Genomic DNA, 18,745 nt, shown 5'->3' on the forward strand with positions numbered 1-18,745 from the left:
AAGGGGGCGTGAAGGGGCGCCGAGGCGCGCACCGGGTCCGGAGGGGCGCGAGACGTCCGACGACGGGCGGGGGCGCGGGCGAGCGTGGCGCGGGCGGGGGCACGCCGGAGGGCGGCCGGGACGGCCGGACGGTCCCGGCGGCGGTCCGGGCGGCAGCCCCGGCGACAGCCCGGGCCCCACCCGGGCGACGGTCCAGGGGCGGCACCGGCGACGGTCCAGGGGCGGCAGCCCGGGCGACGGTCCCGGGCGGCGGCTCCGGCGGCGGAGTCGTTCCGGGTGTCCTGCGACGTCTCTCCCACACCTGTGAATAAGCCCACGAACCCACCAAACGATCATTTCGGCCTGTAAGAGTGACGGGGCATTGCTCATGCGCTCTTTGCGGGCTGTTCGGTCCATAGAGGACTGATCCAGGTCAAAGGCTCACAGACGGTCGATTCAGGGAGCAGGTTCTTGGCAGCTCTTGCACGCTGGTGTGTCCGGCACCGCCTTGTCGCCGTCCTGCTGTGGCTCCTCGCCTTCGGCGGCGTGACCGCGGCGGCCACGGCCGCCGGCTCGGCGTACTCCAACAACTACGAGGTCCCCGGCACCGAGTCCGGCCGTGCCACCCAGCTGCTCCGGGAGGGCTTCCCCGGCCTCGGCGGTGACAGCGACACCGTGGTCTGGCACGCCGACTCCGGCGGCGTCCGCTCCACCGACGTCGAGCAGACCATGACGCGGACCCTGGACGAGATCGCCGAACTGCCCGGCGTGGCCTCCGTCACCGGCCCCTACGACGGACACGGCGCGGACCGGATCAGCGCCGACGGCAGCACCGCCTACGCCACCGTCGCCTTCCAGAACCCGGCGGAGAAGCTGGACGCCGGTCAGGTCACCGCCGTGGTGGACACCGCGAAGGCCGCCGAGGCCGACGGGCTCCAGGTCGAGCTCGGCGGCAACGCCATCGCGCTCACCGAGTCCTCCGGCGGGCACCTGGCCGAGATCGTCGGCGTCGTCGTGGCCGCCGTCGTGCTGTTCCTCGCCTTCGGCTCCCTCGCGGCCTCCCTGCTGCCCATCGCCACCGCCCTGGTGGGTGTGGGCACCGCCTACTTCGGCATCGAGCTGCTCGGGCACGCGATGACCGTGGCCGACTTCGCACCCATGCTGGGCATGCTGATCGGACTCGGTGTCGGCATCGACTACGCCCTGTTCATCGTCACCCGGCACCGACGAGGCCTGAAGCGTGGGCTGAGCGTCACCGAGGCCGCCACCAACGCCGTCGCCACCACCGGGCGCGCCGTGGTGTTCGCGGGTGCGACCGTCTGCATAGCCCTCCTCGGCATGCTCATCCTGCGGCTGAACTTCCTCAACGGCGTCGCCGTCGCCGCCTCGCTCACCGTCGTCCTCACCGTCGCGGCCTCCGTGACCCTGCTGCCGGCGCTGCTGTCCTTCATCGGGCTGCGGGCGCTCAGCCGCCGCGAGCGGCGCCGCCTGGTCGAGCACGGGCCCGAGCCCGAGGTGCCCACCGGCCTCGCCGCCCGCTGGTCCGCCTTCGTCGAACGGCACCCCAAGAAGCTCGGCGCGCTCGCCCTCGTCGTGATGGCCCTGCTCGCGCTCCCCGCCCTCTCGCTCCGCCTGGGCACCTCCGACCAGGGCAACAACCCCCAGTCCTCGACCACCCGGCAGGCCTACGACCTGCTCGCCGACGGCTTCGGCCCCGGCGTCAACGGCCCGCTCACCCTGGTCAGCGAGGTGCACGGCGCCGAGGACCGGCTCGCCCTGGACAACCTCGACAGCACCCTGCGCGACACCGGGGGAGTCGCCGGTGTGACCCCGGTCACCTACAACAGCGGCGGTGACACCGCGTACCTCACCGTCGTACCGGAGTCCTCTCCGCAGTCCGGGCGGACCAGCGATCTCGTCGAGCGGCTGCGCACCGACGTGCTGCCGCGCGCCGAGTCCGGCACCTCCCTGGACCTGTCCGTCGGCGGCGTCACGGCCGGCTACGACGACTTCGCGGATGTGATCGTCGGCAAGCTCCCGCTGTTCGTCGGCGTCGTGATCGGCCTGGGCTGCGTGCTGCTCCTGCTGGCGTTCCGGTCCATCGGCATCCCGCTCAAGGCCGCCGCCATGAACGTCGCCGCCGTCGCCGCCGCCTTCGGCGTCGTCGTCGCGATCTTCCAGTGGGGCTGGGGCGGTGAACTGCTCGGCCTCGGCCGGGCGGGCCCCATCGAACCCTTCCTGCCCGTGATCATGGTCTCGGTGCTGTTCGGGCTCTCCATGGACTACCAGGTCTTCCTGGTCAGCCGGATGTACGAGGAGTGGCTGGAGACCGGCGACAACCGGCGCGCCGTCCGGGTGGGCCTCGCCGAGACCAGCCGGGTGATCAACTCCGCGGCCGTCATCATGATCTCGGTCTTCCTCGCCTTCGTGCTCAGCGGCGACCGCGTGATCGCGATGTTCGGCATCGCGCTCGCCGCCGCCGTCGCCCTCGACGCCTTCGTCCTGCGCACGCTGCTGGTGCCCGCCCTGATGCATCTGCTCGGAGGCGCCAACTGGTGGCTGCCGCGCCGCGTGGACCGCCGGCTGCCGCGGATCAGCATCGAACCGCCCGAATGCCGCGCCGCGCATGAGAAGCTCGCGGATGTTGCACGCGAGTTCGAGAAGGAGCGGGAGCGGGATGTACGCGATATCGCTGGGTGACGACGGGGCCGAACTGCGCCCCCTGGAGCCCTGGCACGCCGAGGAGTTCCTCGCCCACCTGGACCGCGGCCGTGAGTACATCAACCGGTTCGTGCCGTTCGGGTCGCGGGCCACGGACGTGCCCTCCGCCCGCGAGACGCTCCAGCGGTACGCCGACTGGCGCGCGGCCGACACCGCCTCCCTGCACGGCCTGTGGCTGGACGGCAGGCTCGTCGGCGGGGTGCTCACCCTCAACTTCGACGCCGAGCAGGGCAACTGCGAGGTCGGCTGCTGGCTGGAGCCCGCCGCGGCCGGGCGCGGCCTGGTCACGCGCGCGATGAGGGTGCTCATCGACCACGTCGTCGAGGCCCGCGGCGTCCACCGTGTCGAATGGGTCGCCGCCGCCGGCAACACGCCCAGCCTCAACGTGGCCCGTCGGCTGGGCATGACCCGCGAGGGCGTCCGCCGCGAGAGCCACCTCCACCACGGCGTACGGCACGACCTGGAGGTCTGGTCGGTCCTCGCCCCCGAGTGGCGGGCCGCACGCGCGCAGGACGGGCCCGCCCCCGGGTGACGCGCGGCGCCTGGGACGGTGCCGGGCGACACGGGGTGATCTCCGACGGGATGCCCCGTTAAGGGGCTTCTCAGACTCCGTCCGTACGGTGCCGGGCATGGGAACGAGGACTGTGGACGAGACCGGGGACACCACGGAGGCAGGGGACACCAGGGGCACCGGTCGTACCGGTGACGTCGGGAGTACCGGGGGTGCCGGTGACGTCGGGGGCGCCGGGAGTACCGGGGGAGTCGGGGACGCCGGGGCTGCCGGGAGCGGCGGGCCGTCAGGTGCGGCCGAGGCCGGTGCGGTGCCCGGGGCCGCGGAGACTGACGGCACCACCGGGGCCGCCGGGGCTGCTGAAGCTGACGGCACCGTCGGGGCCGCCGGGGCCGCGCCGGCCTCCGGGGGTGCTGATGCCGCCGACCTGTCCGACGCGTCCGATGCGTCCGACCTGTCCGACCCGTCCGGAGCGTCCGACACGTCCGATGCGTCCGACCTGTCCGGTCCGGTCGCCCCGTCCGGGGCCTCCGACGGGGCGGCGTCCCGCACGGCCGGTCCCTCCGGGGTCGGTCAGGGCGCCGGGGCCGTCGTGGCGGCGGCGCTCGGACTGGTCTCGCTCACCGGCGGCTGGATCGGCACCGTCGCCTCCGCCCGCCAGTCGCTCATCGGGCAGCTGCGGACGTCCTCGTCCTCCAGCGTGGCCGAGATGGTCGAGCAGGGCTACGGCGACGCCTGGCACGCCACCGCCCTGTGGGCCGGCCTGTTCGCGCTCGCCGCGCTCGTCACCGGCGTCGCGGTGCTGGCCCGGCCCGCGTTCGGCGAGCCCGGACCGCCGCAGGCGCCCTGGATCAGGTCGGTGGCGTGGGCCGGCGTCGCTCTCGGCGTGACCGGGCTGCTGCTGGCCGTCCTGAAGTACACCGACGTGCTGCTCGGCCTGCCCGCCACCGGCTGACACGGAACCGCAGCCCGCGGCCGGGGCCCGGTGTCCTGTCCGGGGCCCGGTGTCCGGGTAAGGCCCTTACCCGTACACCGGGCCCCGGCATACGCGTCTAAGGCCCCCCGCGGCCCGCGGAGATGCGGAACTCTCCCGATGTGGCGCACCCCCCTGGGCGACGACAGTGGAGGCATCGCAGAGAGCGATGCCGAGGAGCCGGCGCTCCGCAGTGGCGGAGTCCGTGCCCGCCCGGCCCGTCACCGGCCCCGAGGGCCGTCACCGGGGAGCAGACATGCACACGTACGAGATCCTTCAGCTCCGCTCCGCCGAGCTGATCCGCCGGGCCGACCGGGAGCGGCTGGCCCGCGAGGCCCTCCGCCGCCGTCGCGCGGCCGCCGTCGAGCAGGCCGCGGCGGGCGTCCGGCCCGCCGCCGCCGAGCCGCACAGCAGCCGGTCCGGGCGGTGGCGCCCCGCCCGTCCCGCGTGACCACGGCGCGGCGACCGGCCGAGATCGCGGAACCGGGGGAAACGCCTCCCGCGGGCTCGCCCGTCCGTGCGATGCTCGCACGCGTGGAGACCAGGTCCGTCAGTCCCGTGTTCGTAGGCCGCACCGAAGAACTGGACACGCTGCACCGTGCGCTCGTCCGCGCCCGCGCGGGCGAGCCGCAGGCGTTCCTCGTCGGCGGCGAGGCGGGCGTCGGCAAGACCCGCCTCGTGGAGGAGTTCACCGGTGCGGCCGCCCGCGCCGGGGCCGTCGTCGCCGTCGGCGGCTGTGTCGAGATCGGCGCCGACGGGCTGCCCTTCGCGCCGTTCTCCAGCGCCCTGCGCGCCCTGCGCGGCGCGCTGCCGGACGAACTGGCCGCCGCCGCGGCCGGCCAGGAGGACGAACTGGCGCGCCTGCTGCCCGAGCTGGGCGGGGACACGGGTGCCGGCCGGCACGACGAGGAGGGCATGGCCCGCCTCTTCGAACTCACCGCCCGCCTGCTGGAACGCGCCGCCGCCGACCGGACCGTCGTTCTCGCCCTGGAGGACCTGCACTGGGCGGACGCCTCCACCCGCCACCTGCTCGCCTATCTCTTCCGCACCCTGCGCACCGGCCGCATCGTCGTCCTGGCCACCTACCGCTCCGACGACATCCACCGCCGCCACCCGCTGCGCCCGCTGCTCGCCGAACTCGACCGGCTGCGCACCGTACGCCGCCTCGAACTCGGCCGGTTCAGCCACGCGGAGGTCGGCTGCCAGCTCGCCGGCATCCTCGCGGCCGAACCCGCCCCCGCCCAGGTCGACGCGATCTTCGAGCGCTCCGACGGCAACGCCTTCTTCGTGGAGGAACTCGCCGTCGCCGCCCACGAGGGCTGTGCCACCGGCCTCACCGACTCCCTGCGCGACCTGCTGCTGGTCCGCGTCGAGCGGCTGCCCGACCGTGCCCAGCGGGTCGTCCGGGTCGTCGCCGAGGGCGGCTCCACCGTCGAGCACCGGCTGCTCGCAGCCGTCGCCCGGCTCGGCGAGGACGACCTGATCGAAGCCCTGCGCGCGGCCGTGCACGCCAGCATCCTCACCCCCACCCACGACGGCGACGGCTACCGCTTCCGCCACTCCCTGGTCCGTGAGGCCGTCGGCGACGACCTGCTGCCCGGCGAACGCTCCCGCCTCAACCGCCGCTACGCCGAAGCCCTGGAGGCCGAGCCGAACCTCGTCCCGGCCGCCGAGCGGGTGACCCGTCTGGCCAGCTACTGGTACCAGGCGCACGACGCCGCCAAGGCCCTGCCCGCCGTCCTCGCCGCCTCCGCCTCCGCCCGCCGCCGGCACGCCTACGCGGAACAACTGCGGCTGCTGGAACGCGCCATGGAGCTGTGGGACACGGCACCCGAGGACACCCGCGCCGCGCTGCGCCTGGCCGACTACTCCGACGCCTACTGCGGCTGCGACCCGGCCACGGCTCCGCTGGGCTTCCTCGACCTGATGGCCGAGGCCGCCCTCGCGGGACGCTTCTGCGGCGAACGCGAACGCGCCCTGAAGATCACCAAGCGGGCGCTGCGGCTGCTCGACGACGAGCCCGACCCGCTGCGCGCCGCCTGGTTCTGGGTCCAGCGCTCCCGCCTCGTCCAGGCACGGGCCCGCGGCGACGGCTGGGACGAACTGGCCACGGCCCAGGAGCTGGTGCGCGGCCTGCCGCCGTCCGAGGTGCACGCCGAGATCCTGGCCGGCGTCGCGAACTGGTCGATGCTCTACAAGCCGGGCCCCGACGCCCTCGCCGCCGCGGAACGCGCCGTGGAGTACGCCCGTATGGTGGGCGCCCGTGAGATCGAGCTCAACGCCCGGCTCACCCTGGGTGTCCTCACGGTGGACGCCGGGGACACCGCGGCCGGGCTCGCGGAGCTGACCGAGATCAAGGAACTCGCCCTGCGCGAGGGTGCCGCACATGTCGCGGGCCGCGCCTACGTCAACCTGCCCACCGAACTCGACGCGGTCGGCCGCTCCCGGGAGGCCGTGCCGATCCTGCGCGAAGGGGCCGCCTTCACCCGCAAGTTCGGACTGCTGCACTCCGAGGCCTGGGTGTGGGCGAACCTCGCCGAGGCGCTGTACGCCCTCGGCCGCTGGGACGAGGCGACGGAGGCCGCCGCGACCACACTCGAACGCGGCAGCAGCGTCAAGCCGCAGGGCCTGGCCGCGCTGATCCTCGGCCAGATCGCCCTCGGCCGCGGCGGCCTCGCCGACGCCCACCGGCATCTCCGCTCCGCTCAGCGGCACTTCGGCCCGCACACCCCCATGCCGCAGCAGTGGCTCCCGCTGGCCGCGCTCACCCTGGGCCTCGCCGTGGCGGAGGGCCGGCCGGCCGACGCCCGCGCCGAACTGCGCCGCATCCTCGACACCGGGTTCCCGCCCGGCCTCCAGCGTCACGCCTGGCCCCTGCTGCTCGTGGCGGCCGGCGCCGAGACCGACGGCCCGGGCCCGCGCGAGGGCCGGGAGGAGACACTGGACCGCATCGCGTGCGCCGCCGGGCAGCTCCCCACCGGCACCCCCAACTGGCAGGCCCACGACGCGTGGCTGCGCGCCGAACTCCGGCTCGCCCGGGGGCTCGCCGACCCGGACGACTGGTCCGGTGTCGTCGCCGCCTTCGAGCAGCTCGAACGCCCCTACGACCTCGCCCGGACCCGGCTCCGTCTCGCCGAGACCCTCCTCGCCACCGGTACCCGGACCCCACACGCCACCCGCACCGGCGGCGCGCCCGGCGACGACGACCGGGACCGCGCCGCCGACCTGCTGCGCCTCGCGCTCGCCGCCGCCCGGAACCTCGGCGCCGCCCCGCTGACCGGGAGGGTCACCCGCCTCGCCCAGCGCGCCCGGCTCGGCCTGGAACGCGCCGCGCCCCGGGCCAGGACCGCCACGGAGCCGGGCGACCCGGTCGAGGCCCTCGGTCTGACCGGCCGCGAGCGGGACGTGCTGCGCCTGGTCTCGGACGGCCGCACCAACCGCCAGATCGCCGAGGAACTGTTCATCTCCCCGAAGACGGCGAGCGTGCACGTGTCCAACATCCTGGGCAAGCTCGGCGTCGCGGGCCGCGGCGAGGCGGCCGCGGTGGCGCATCGGCTGGGACTGTTCGCCCCGGGCGCGGAAGGTGCCGCTCCGGCGCGACGATGAGAGAGACGGCCGAAATGCCCGCAGGGGGCCGGCCGACCGCGCGGGAGGGAAAGCGATGTTCAACCCGTTCGAGGAACTCTTCGCCCCGGGCCGCAAGCACACCCGGGACGAGCAGAAGCGGCTGGAGCTGACGCGTGAGGACGTGGGGGACAACGACCCCGGGCGCGGTCCCATCGACCTCACCTCCGGCAAGGCCGTCATACGGGCCCCCGCCCCGGCCGCCCCCGAGGCGCAGGCGTCCGGCTCCCAGGACCCCGCCCCGCGCGGGGGAGGGGACCCGGCGGACGGGCCCGCCCGGGACGACCCTCGCTAGGGCGTGTTTCGAAAGTAGCGTCGTCTGCCCGAAGGGCAGGTCTGGCGGCGTCTGGTGCGTGCGATCGCAAGGCGGAGGGTCGCCCCGATACTGGATGTATCGGGGCGAGCCCGACAACGCGGCGAGCGTGCGTGCCAGACGCCGCCAGGCAGGCGGGACTCTCGAAACACGCCCTAGCGCCGCGGAAGGCGACGCTCGCCCCGTCGCGGTGCCCGGCACGCACGCGCGCCGCACCGTCCTGGAGCCCTGGAATGCGCCGTCCCGTACGAGGGCTTCCGGCCGGCCCGCCGGGAGCACGTACCCGACGCCGCTCCCCGACGGGCGGACGCAGCCTGCCGCGGCACCGGCGCCGTGACCGGGACAGGAAGGCCGGACGGGGTCCGCCGCGGTTCGGCAGCGCCCCGAAGGGGCGTGGGGGAGCGCCCGTCCGGCCACGGCGGTGCCGCGGCCCAGCGGCGTCCTGGCGCGGTGCCGCGGCGCTTCCGGCGGAGCGCTCAGGTGACCTCCAGCTCCAGGATGCGGTCGTCGCCCTTCTCGGGCGAGCCCCGGCCGTCGGTCTCGCTGGTCACCAGCCACAACGTCCCGCCGCCCGCGGAGACGACCGTACGAAGCCGCCCGTACTCGCCCACCAGGAACGGCTGCGGGTCGGCGGACGCCCGGGTGCCGTCGAGCGGGATGCGCCACAGGCGTTCGCCGCGCAGGCCCGCCATCCACAGGGAGCCCCGGGCGTAGGCGAGGCCGCTGGGGGAGGCCTCGTCCGTGCGCCACTGGGCCAGCGGACCGGTGAAGTCACCGCCCTCGCCGCCCTCGGGCCGGCCCTCGACCTCCGGCCAGCCGTAGTTTCCGCCCGGCCGGATCGCGTTGAGCTCGTCCCAGGTGTTCTGGCCGAACTCCGAGGCGAACAGCCGCTGCCGGGTGTCCCAGGCGAGGCCCTGCACATTGCGGTGGCCGTAGGAGTAGACCGGGGAGTCCGGGAAGGGGTTGCCGGGGGCAGGCTCCCCCTCGGGCGTCAGCCGCAGGATCTTGCCGCCCGGCGACTCCCTGTCCTGGGCCAGTCCCCGGTCGCCGGTCTCGCCCGTCCCCACGTACAGCATCCTGTCCGGGCCGAAGGCCAGCCGGCCGCCGTTGTGGACGACACCCTTGGGTATACCCCGGAACACCGTGTCGGGCGCGCCCAGTTGCTGTCCGGCCGGCCGGTCCCGGTCGTACAGCATGCGGACGATCCGGTTGTCGGACGCGGAGGTGAAGTAGGCGTAGACCATGTGGTCCGAGGCGAAGTCGGGGGAGAGTGCGATCCCGAGCAGGCCGCCCTCGCCCTCCGGGGCCACCCCGGCGACCTCGCCCAGCTCGGTGGTGCGGCCCGTCCGGTCGTCGACGCGGACGATCGTGCCCTCGTCGCGTGAGGAGACCAGCAGCCCGCCGTCCGGCAGCGGGGCCAGGCCCCACGGCGAGTCCAGGCCCTCGGCGACGGTGCGGACCACCTTCACCGAGCCCCTGGCGGGCGGCGGGGTCCCGTCCGCGCCGGTCCCGGGCGAGGGGGAGCCGGAGGACACCGCGGCGTCCGGGCCGCGCCCCGGCTCGTCCCCGCCCCCGTCGGCGGAGCAGCCGGCCGCCGCCAGGAGCGCGGTCGCCGCCAGCACGGCGTTCACCACTCGACGTTGCACGATCATGGTCCCTTCGACGCAGTGGCCTCCCCTTCTCTTACACCGCCCGCGTCCCGTACGTTCACCGTTCCCCGCTCACCGTTCCCGCTCACCCGTTCCCGCCCACCGTTGCCGCTCCCCGCGCACCGTTCCCCCGGGCACTTCTGAATCCTTCCGCGCCTGCCCGGCCCCCGCCACCCGGCGGCCCCCGCCACCGGCTCTCGCCGTCCGGCCCTCGCCCGAAGCCCGTCGGGGACCCGGCCGCGCGAGCCGTCCGGGCTCCGGTCCAAGGCCCCAGCCCCGGCCGCAACCTCGCGGGGGTGCCATCCAGGCCGGCCCAGGTGGCGCGCCGCCGCCCGCCCCGCGCCCCTCCCCGCCCGGTCACGAGCCCCGTTCCCGGCACGCCGGACCGCGCGTTTCCAGCCGGCCGGACCGTCGCGCGACCGGCCGGAACGAGCCCCCGAACCGGCCCGTCCCGCCCCGTCAGTCCCAGGAGCCCCGCGCCGGCGGCAGCCCCGCCAGCTCCGCCAGGTCCTGCGGAGTGAGCCGCAGCCCGGCCGCGGCGGCGTTCTCCGTCACCCACCGCGCGCGCTTGGCCCCCGGCACCGGCACCACGTGCGGCCCCTGGGACAGCACCCACGCCAGGGCGACCTGGGCGGCCGTGACCGTGCCGCCGTGCCGGCCGGCCACCCGCCGCAGACCGGCGACGATCGGCTGGTTCGCGGCCATCATCTCGGCGGTGAACCGGGGATGCCTGGCCCGCATGTCGTCCGGTTCGAAGCCCTCCCCGGGCGTGAGGGTGCCGGTGAGGAACCCGTTGCCCAGCGGCATCGCCGCCAGGAAGCCGACGCCGCGCGCCGCGCACCACGGCAGCAGCGTCCGCAGCGCCTCCGGCGACCACACCGACAGCTCCGCCTCGACCGCGCTCACCGGGAAGACCTGCTGGACCCGCTCCAGCTGCCGGACCGTCGCGTCGTACAGCCGGGCACCGGAGCGGCGGCCGCCGTGCACCCCGACCGCGCACAGCCCCAGCGCCCGGACCTTGCCGGCCCGCACCAGCTCCGCCATCGCGCCCCAGGTCTCCTCCACCGGCACCTCGGGGTCGGCGCGGTGCAGCTGGTAGAGGTCGATCACATCCGTCTGCAGCCGGCGCAGGGACGCGTCGCAGGCCCGTCTCACGTACCCGGGGCGGCCGTTGGCGACGACGTGCTGCTCCCCGGCCAGCAGACCGACCTTGGTCGACACGAACGCGTCGGCCCGGCGCTCCTTCAACACCCGCCCCAGCAGCAGCTCGTTGGTGAACGGCCCGTACATGTCGGCCGTGTCCAGCAGGGTCGAACCCGCGTCCAGGGCCCCGTGCACCGCCCTCAGCGACTCCTCGCCGCGCTGCCGCGACGTGCTGTACGCCCAGCTCATGGGCATGCACCCGAGCCCTACGGCCCCCACCGGAAGTGACCCCGCGCCGATCGTCCTGCGCTCCACCTGGCCGCAACCCTCCCTCTCTCGGCTCCCCAACCTAACCTCTGCACCCGGCCGTCCCTGGCATAGCCTCCTGACCATGACTGCTGACGTGTGGCTGCCCATCCCGCCGGACCGGATCGACGGCCTTCCCGAAGGTCCGGACTACCGCTTCTGGGACGGCGGCGAGGACTTCCCCGCCGACCCGGCCGACTGCGTCTTCTACGTCGTGCCCTACATGAAGCCCGTGGGCCTCGGCGTCCGCCCGCTGCCCGCCATGACGTCGGTGGAGGTGGTCCAGACGCTGTCGGCCGGCATCGACCACGTCGAACCCGGCCTGAAGGACCTGCGCCCCGGCGTACGCCTGTGCAACGCGCGCGGAGTGCACGAGGCCAGTACGTCCGAGCTCGCCCTCGCGCTCATCCTCAGCTCCCTGCGCGGCATCCCCGACTTCGTCCGCGCCCAGGACCGCGGGGAATGGCGGGGCGGATTCCGGCCCTCGCTGGCCGACCGGAACGTGCTCATCGTGGGGTACGGCTCGATCGGCTCAGCGATCGAGGACCGGCTCACCGGGTTCGAGCCCGCGCGGGTGGTGCGCGTCGCGCGCTCCGCGCGCACCACGGAGCGCGGTCCGGTGCACCCGTTCACCGAACTGCCCTCGCTGCTCCCGGACGCCGACGTCGTCGTGCTCTCCACGCCCCTCACCGGCAGCACCCGGGGCCTGGCCGACAAGGACTTCCTGGCCCGGATGAAGGACGGAGCCCTGCTGGTCAACGTCGCCCGCGGCGGCGTCGTCGACACCGCCGCGCTCCTCGCCGAACTGGAGAGCGGCCGGATCACCGCGGCGCTGGACGTCGTCGACCCCGAACCGCTGCCCGCGCAACACCCGCTGTGGCAGGCGCCGGGCGTGCTCATCAGCCCCCATGTGGGCGGCCCCACCTCGGCGTTCCTGCCGCGTGCCAAGCGGCTCGTCGCGGACCAGCTGCGCCGGTTCGTGAACCGGGAGCCGCTCGCGAACGTGATCCTCACGACGGGCGCGACCACCGGGTAGCCCGCCGCGCGTACCCTCCGCGGTCCCCTGGACGCGGTCGGTACCCGCATTGACGTTTATCGTCACGGAGCGTAGAGAAGCTATGTCCCTGAGTGACGATACTGGTGTATCGTCCCGACAGGGGCTGCGCCGCACACCGATCGGCGCGGGGGACGGACACTTCGGACTGCGAGGGGGGCGACGGGCGATGCACGGCCTATGGACGAACGATCCGACGCGGCGAGGCCGCCGACGGCGGTTCCGGCGCCCAGCCGCACACCGGCGCGGCTGCCGCACCGGACACACCCTGCACCTCACGCTCGTCGGCCCCGGCGGCCGCAGGAGGCGGACCCGTCCGTCCCGCCGCTGTCCGCAGGGCACGGCACGGACCGGGAGCGACCGGTGAACTCGCCGCCCCCCACGACCGCGCCGGACGGGGCACGGCGAGCCCACCCGTCCACGGCGCCCGGCGAGCCCGCCGGGCGCACCGAGCCCGCCGGGCCGGCCATTCCGGCCGCGCGCACCGAGGTCGGCGAGCCCGCAGGCCTCGCCGTACCGGCCGCGCGCACCGAGGTCACCGACGCCGCCGTCGGCGCGGAACCGGCCACGCGCACGGGAGCCGTGGAACCCGGCGCGCCGGACGCGTCCGCCGGGGCGGCCGCGCACCCGGAGGCCGCCGCCCGCACCGGGCCCGCCGCGCACCCGGAGGCCGCCGCCCGCACCGGGCCCGCCGCCCGCTCCGACGCCACCGGCCGTGCGGATGCCGCCGCTCCCCCCGGCACCGCCGACGGTGCGGATGCCACGCCGCGCACCGGCTCCGCCGTGCACGCCGGGCGTGCCGTGCACGCCGGGCCTGCCATGCGCACCGGCCGGGCCGCTCCGGGACCGGGAGCGCCCGGCGGGCCGCCGGCCGGCGGCGGCACACGCCCGGCCCGTCAGCTCGGCCTGGCCCTGGCCTGCGCGGGATACGCCGTCGGCTCCGCGCTGGGCTGGGGTTCCGACCAAGCCGCCCTGATCATGGGCGACTTCGGGCTGAGCGCCGCCGCGGCCGCGGCGGCCGCCTCCTGCTTCGTCTACGCCCGCAACCGCCGGGTCTGCTTCCGGCCCGCCTGGCTGCTGTTCGCGCTCTCCTCGGCGATGGCGGCCCTGGGGAACCTGGTCTGGGGCTGGTACGAGGTGGTGCTGGACCGTCCCGTGCCGAGCCCCAGCTATGCCGACCTGTTCTTCCTGTGCTTCGCCCCACCCGCCGTCGTAGGACTCCTCGTCCTCGCCAAGCGGCCGGTGACCAGAGCGGGCTGGGTCTGCCTGGGGCTGGACGCCTGGCTGATCGCGGGCTCCCTGCTCACCCTGTCCTGGAGCCTCGCGCTCGCCCAGACCGCCCGCACCGACGCCGCCGGCGTACCGCACGCCGCGCTGTCGCTGGCCTACCCGCTGCTCGACATCGCGCTGGTGAGCATGGTGCTCGCGCTGCACTTCCGGCGCTCCGGCACCCACCGCTCCGCGATCAACACCGCGATCGGCGCCCTCGCCCTGACCGTCATGTGCGACGCGCTGTTCACCTCACCGCTGCTGCACAACACCTACCACTCCGGGCAACTGCTGGACGCCGGCTGGTTCGCGGGTTCCCTGCTGCTCGCCTACGCCCCCTGGGCCGCGCCCCGCGCCGGGCACCCGGAGGCGGAGCCGCACACCCGGGTGGTGCACGAGCACCGGCCCGGACAGCGCGGCGCCGCCCAGCACCTCAACCGGGCGCACCACGCCCCCGTCCGGTACGCCGCCGCCCGCCCGATCACCGGATCGCTGGCGGCCCTCACCCCCTACCTGGCCGCCGCCGTGTGCACGCTCGGCATCCTGTACAACGTGCTCAACGGCCGCCGGGTGGACCGTTTCGTGCTGCTCACCGCCGGCACCGTCGTGCTCGCGCTGGTCGTCCGGCAGGGCATCATGCTGCTCGACAACATCACCCTCACCCAGGAACTGGCGCAGGCCGAGAACCACTTCCGCTCCCTGGTGCAGGGCTCCAGCGACGTCATCATGATCGCCGCGCCCAGCGGTGTGCTGCGCTACGTCTCCCCGGCCGCCGCCGGGGTCTACGGACGCCCGCCGGAGGAACTGGTCGGCACCGAACTCGCCGAACTGATCCACCCCGAGGACCTGGGCTGCGTGGTGCACGAGGTGCGCCGCTTCCTCGCCGCCCGCCCGCCCGACGAACCCACCACCCGCATCGAGTGCCGCTTCCGGTCCGGCGACGGCGGCTGGCTCAACGTGGAGTCCACCGTCAACCGCCACCACGGCGGCCTCATCTTCAACAGCCGGGACGTGACCGAACGCGTCCGCCTCCAGGCGCAGCTCCAGCACAACGCCGAGCACGACCCGCTCACCGACCTGCCCAACCGCGCCCTGTTCACCCGGCGCGTGCAGCAGGCCCTGTCCGGCCGCCGTTCCACCGACCGCGGCACGGCGGTGCTCTTCATCGACCTCGACGGCTTCAAGGCCGTCAACGACACCATCGGCCACCAGGCCGGGGACGCGCTGCTCGTCCAGGCCGCACGCAGACTCCACGAGTCGGTCCGGCAGTCCGACACCGCGGCCCGGCTCGGCGGAGACGAGTTCGCCGCCCTGATCGTCGGGGACGGCGGCCGCGACCGCACCGCCCGCGAACGGCACATCCTGGAACTCGCCGACCGGCTCCGGATGACCCTGTCCCAGCCGTACCCCATCGACGGCAACGATGTCCGGGTCGCCGCCTCCATCGGTGTCTCCTTCGCCGAGCCCGGTCTCGGCGCGGGCGAACTCCTGCGCAACGCCGACCTCGCCATGTACCGGGCCAAGTCGGCCGGCAAGGGCCGGGTGGAGCTGTACAAGCCGCAGATGCAGCAGGACGTCGTCCGCAGGGCGGAACTGGCGACCCGGCTGCGGGCCGCGCTGCACGACGGTGAGTTCACCCTGCTGCACCAGCCGGTGGTGTGCCTCGCGGACGGCAGGATCAGCTCGGTCGCCGCCCAGGCGCGCTGGCGGTCCTCGCAGGGCGTGCTCTTCACTCCGGCCGAGTTCCTGCGGGTCGCCGAGGACAGCGAGAAGACCGCCGAGCTCGGCCGCTGGGTGCTCCACGAGGCCGTCGAACAGGCCGCCGAGCGCGCCGCGGGCGGGCGCTCGGTACCCGTGGTGGTGCGCACCAGCGCGCGCCGGCTGCTGGACCGTTCGCTGCCGCCCGGCTCCGTCGAGGCGCTGCTGACCCGGCACGGGCTGCCCTCCGGCGCGCTCGTGATCGAACTGTCCGACCCCGGTCCCGCGCTCCCCCTGGACGAACTGGAGCGCCGTCTGGCCGCGCTCAGACGGCTCGGCGTGCGGATCGCGCTCGACGGCTTCGCGGGCGGCTTCGCGGCCATCACCGCCCTGCGGAGGCTGCCGGTCGACATTCTGAAGCTCGACCGGCACCTCGTCGACGGCGTCGTCGAGTCCGCCCGGCTGCACAAGATCACCGGTGGGCTGCTGCGGATCGCCGGCGACCTGGGACTGGAGTCCGTGGCCGACGGGGTCGACCTGCCGGAGCAGGCCGTCGCCCTGCGCGCGATGGGCTGCACCCACGGGCAGGGCATGGCCTTCACGGGACCGCTGGACGAGTACCGGCTGCGCCGAGCGCTCACATCCGGCCAATATCCGGTCCCGCACGCCCCGGCGGAACCCGCGTTCGCCGGCGGGGGCGGGCGCGGCTATGAGGGCGTGACCACGATTTTCTCAGGCGGGACACCCCTTCGCTCACATAATGAGACTCCCGTCCCACCCACTTGACACCAGGTGCGCGCCGGAGGGAAGGTCAGGCCATGCGCACCCGAATTCTCGTACTTGGAAAGCGCGTCGGCTGAAGCTGGTGACGTCCGGACGGACCCGGAACTCCCAGTGAACCCACCCGGCGCGCTCCCCTCGCTTGCCTTACGGCACGAGGGGTTTTTTGTTGCACAGGACAGGCCGTACAACAGCCGCACTCTGCACCAAAACCCGAGAAAAACCCTCGCACCAACCCTCAGCATCGAGAAGAGAATGCCGATGACCGAGCAGGCCACCGGGGCCCGCCATCCGCAGCCGCGGCCCCGATCCGGAGGACAGCAGTCCGCGCCCGAGCACGTCACGGGTGCGCAGTCCCTCATCCGCTCCCTCGAGGAGGTCGGCGCCGACACGGTATTCGGCATTCCCGGCGGTGCGATCCTTCCGGCGTACGACCCGCTGATGGACTCCCGGCGCGTCCGCCACGTCCTGGTCCGCCACGAGCAGGGCGCCGGCCACGCGGCCACCGGCTACGCGCAGGCCACCGGCAAGGTCGGCGTCTGCATGGCGACCAGCGGCCCCGGCGCCACCAACCTGGTCACCCCGATCGCCGACGCCCACATGGACTCCGTCCCGCTGGTCGCGATCACCGGTCAGGTCGCCTCGAAGGCGATCGGCACGGACGCCTTCCAGGAGGCGGACATCGTCGGCATCACCATGCCGATCACCAAGCACAACTTCCTCGTCACCAGGGCCGAGGACATCCCCCGGGTGATCGCGCAGGCCTTCCACATCGCCTCCACCGGCCGCCCCGGCCCGGTCCTGGTCGACATCTCCAAGGACGCCCTCCAGGCGAGGACCGTCTTCTCCTGGCCGCCCGCCATGGAGCTGCCCGGATACCGTCCGGTGACCAAGCCGCACGCCAAGCAGATCCGCGAGGCGGCCAAGCTGATCACCTCCGCCCGGCGGCCCGTCCTCTACGTCGGCGGCGGCGTGCTCAAGGCGCAGGCCACCGCCGAGCTGAAGGTCCTCGCCGAACTCACCGGAGCGCCCGTCACCACCACCCTGATGGCGCTCGGCGCGTTCCCCGACAGCCACCCGCTGCACGTGGGAATGCCGGGCATGCACGGTGCGGTCACCGCCGTCACCGCGCTGCAGAAGGCCGACCTGATCGTCGCCCTCGGAGCCCGCTTCGACGACCGCGTCACCGGCAAGCTGGACAGCTTCGCCCCGTACGCCAAGATCGTCCACGCCGACATCGACCCGGCCGAGATCGGCAAGAACCGCGCCGCCGACGTGCCGATCGTGGGCGACGCCCGCGAGGTCATCGCCGACCTGGTCCAGGCCGTGCAGAAGGAGCACAGCGAGGGCCACCGCGGCGACTACAGCGCCTGGTGGAAGGACCTCGGCCGCTGGCGCGACACCTACCCGCTCGGCTACGACCAGCCCGACGACGGCTCCCTGTCCCCGCAGGCGGTCATCGAGCGCATCGGTCGACTCGCCCCGGAGGGAACGATCTTCGCGGCGGGCGTCGGCCAGCACCAGATGTGGGCCGCGCACTTCATCCGCTACGAGCAGCCCGCCACCTGGCTGAACTCCGGCGGCGCCGGAACCATGGGCTACGCCGTCCCGGCCGCCATGGGAGCCAAGGCCGGCGCACCCGACCGAGCCGTCTGGGCGATCGACGGCGACGGCTGCTTCCAGATGACCAACCAGGAACTGACCACCTGCGCCCTGAACAACATCCCCATCAAGGTCGCCGTCATCAACAACGGCGCCCTCGGGATGGTCCGCCAGTGGCAGACCCTGTTCTACAACCAGCGCTACTCCAACACGGTCCTGCACTCCGGCCCGGACGACGTCAACCCCGAGGCCCGCGGCACCCGCGTCCCCGACTTCGTGAAGCTGTCGGAGGCCATGGGCTGCTACGCCATCCGCTGCGAGTCGCCGGAGGACCTGGACAAGGCGATCGAGGAGGCGAACTCGGTCAACGACCGTCCGGTCGTCGTCGACTTCATCGTCCACGAGGACGCCATGGTGTGGCCCATGGTCGCCGCCGGCACCTCCAACGACGAGATCATGGCCGCCCGGGACGTCCGCCCCGACTTCGGCGACAACGAAGACGACTGAGAGAGAGCCGAGTTCCGATCATGTCCAAGCACACGCTCTCCGTCCTGGTGGAGAACACCCCGGGCATCCTGGCGAGGATCGCCGCCCTGTTCTCCCGTCGCGGCTTCAACATCGACTCCCTCGCCGTCGGCATCACCGAACACCCCGACATCTCCCGCATCACCATCGTGGTGAACGTCGAGGACCTGCCGCTGGAGCAGGTCACCAAGCAGCTCAACAAGCTCGTCAACGTGCTGAAGATCGTCGAGCTGGAGCCCGCCCAGGCCGTCCAGCGTGAACTCGTTCTGGTGAAGGTGCGCGCCGACAACGAGACGCGCTCCCAGATCGTCGAGATCGTCCAGCTGTTCCGCGCCAAGACCGTCGACGTCTCCCCGGAGGCCGTCACCATCGAGGCCACCGGCTCCAGCGACAAGCTGGAGGCCATGCTGAAGATGCTGGAGCCCTTCGGCGTCAAGGAACTGGTGCAGTCCGGCACGATCGCCATCGGCCGCGGCTCCCGCTCGATCACCGACCGGTCCCTGCGCGCACTGGACCGCTCCGCCTGACCCCGGCCGCGGGCGGCCGCCGACACGCGGCCGCCCGTATGCCGAGACCCCGCGACTTCCCCTCCCTCCCC

Annotated in this window: 12 protein-coding genes; 10 read left to right on the forward strand and 2 right to left on the reverse strand. The window is 74.1% G+C overall.

The annotated features are described in order from the left end of the window. Positions 1-450 precede the first annotated feature (450 nt). The 6 genes from AC5K6T_RS27440 to AC5K6T_RS27465 all read left to right on the forward strand — a co-directional run bounded on the left by AC5K6T_RS27440 (position 451) and on the right by AC5K6T_RS27465 (position 8,103). Complete coding sequence (locus AC5K6T_RS27440) at positions 451-2,679, forward strand: MMPL family transporter (RefSeq protein ID WP_493213186.1); 2,229 nt, start codon at positions 451-453, stop codon at positions 2,677-2,679. After that, the gene (locus tag AC5K6T_RS27445; RefSeq protein WP_493213188.1) at positions 2,657-3,232 is read left to right on the forward strand and encodes a GNAT family N-acetyltransferase; all 576 of its coding nucleotides are present in this window, start codon (positions 2,657-2,659) and stop codon (positions 3,230-3,232) included. The genes AC5K6T_RS27440 and AC5K6T_RS27445 overlap by 23 nt, the downstream gene beginning before the upstream one ends. Positions 3,233-3,521: 289 nt before the next feature. Continuing rightward, a complete protein-coding gene (locus AC5K6T_RS27450; RefSeq protein ID WP_493213494.1) occupies positions 3,522-4,166 on the forward strand; it encodes a hypothetical protein in 645 nt (214 codons plus the stop codon). Between the two features lie 274 nt (positions 4,167-4,440). Further along, positions 4,441-4,635, forward strand: coding sequence for a hypothetical protein (locus AC5K6T_RS27455; RefSeq protein WP_493213189.1), 195 nt, complete (start codon positions 4,441-4,443; stop codon positions 4,633-4,635). A gap of 71 nt (positions 4,636-4,706) precedes the next feature. After that, positions 4,707-7,790, forward strand: a complete 3,084-nt coding sequence (locus AC5K6T_RS27460) for a helix-turn-helix transcriptional regulator (RefSeq protein ID WP_493213190.1) — start codon at positions 4,707-4,709, stop codon at positions 7,788-7,790. A 55-nt stretch (positions 7,791-7,845) separates the two neighbouring features. Next, positions 7,846-8,103 carry a DUF6191 domain-containing protein gene (locus AC5K6T_RS27465; protein WP_493213192.1) on the forward strand — a complete coding sequence of 86 codons (258 nt, stop codon included), beginning with the start codon at positions 7,846-7,848 and terminating at the stop codon, positions 8,101-8,103. 494 nt (positions 8,104-8,597) lie between these two features. Here the strand turns inward: AC5K6T_RS27465 and AC5K6T_RS27470 are convergent, their stop codons facing one another. Both AC5K6T_RS27470 and AC5K6T_RS27475 read right to left on the reverse strand, forming a co-directional pair. Continuing rightward, positions 8,598-9,773: a PQQ-dependent sugar dehydrogenase gene (locus tag AC5K6T_RS27470; RefSeq protein ID WP_493213194.1), complete on the reverse strand. Its 1,176-nt coding sequence runs from the start codon at positions 9,771-9,773 to the stop codon at positions 8,598-8,600. 456 nt (positions 9,774-10,229) lie between these two features. After that, entirely contained in the window at positions 10,230-11,228 is a 999-nt protein-coding gene (locus AC5K6T_RS27475; RefSeq protein WP_493213196.1) for an aldo/keto reductase, read from the reverse strand. A 76-nt stretch (positions 11,229-11,304) separates the two neighbouring features. On the opposite strand from AC5K6T_RS27475, the gene AC5K6T_RS27480 reads away from it, so the two are divergent. From AC5K6T_RS27480 to ilvN, 4 genes are all read left to right on the forward strand, one after another. Continuing rightward, on the forward strand, positions 11,305-12,255 hold the full coding sequence (locus tag AC5K6T_RS27480; protein WP_493213198.1) for a 2-hydroxyacid dehydrogenase: 951 nt from the start codon (positions 11,305-11,307) through the stop codon (positions 12,253-12,255). Between the two features lie 837 nt (positions 12,256-13,092). Next, positions 13,093-16,026 carry a putative bifunctional diguanylate cyclase/phosphodiesterase gene (locus AC5K6T_RS27485; RefSeq protein WP_493213496.1) on the forward strand — a complete coding sequence of 978 codons (2,934 nt, stop codon included), beginning with the start codon at positions 13,093-13,095 and terminating at the stop codon, positions 16,024-16,026. A gap of 255 nt (positions 16,027-16,281) precedes the next feature. Then, a complete protein-coding gene (locus AC5K6T_RS27490) occupies positions 16,282-18,129 on the forward strand; it encodes an acetolactate synthase large subunit (RefSeq protein WP_493213200.1) in 1,848 nt (615 codons plus the stop codon). Between the two features lie 20 nt (positions 18,130-18,149). Then, positions 18,150-18,674 (forward strand): acetolactate synthase small subunit, encoded by a 525-nt coding sequence (ilvN, locus tag AC5K6T_RS27495; RefSeq protein ID WP_493213202.1) that lies wholly within the window; start codon positions 18,150-18,152, stop codon positions 18,672-18,674. The last annotated feature ends 71 nt before the right edge of the window (positions 18,675-18,745 follow it).

It is taken from the genome of Streptomyces sp. B8-7, from assembly GCF_058833805.1.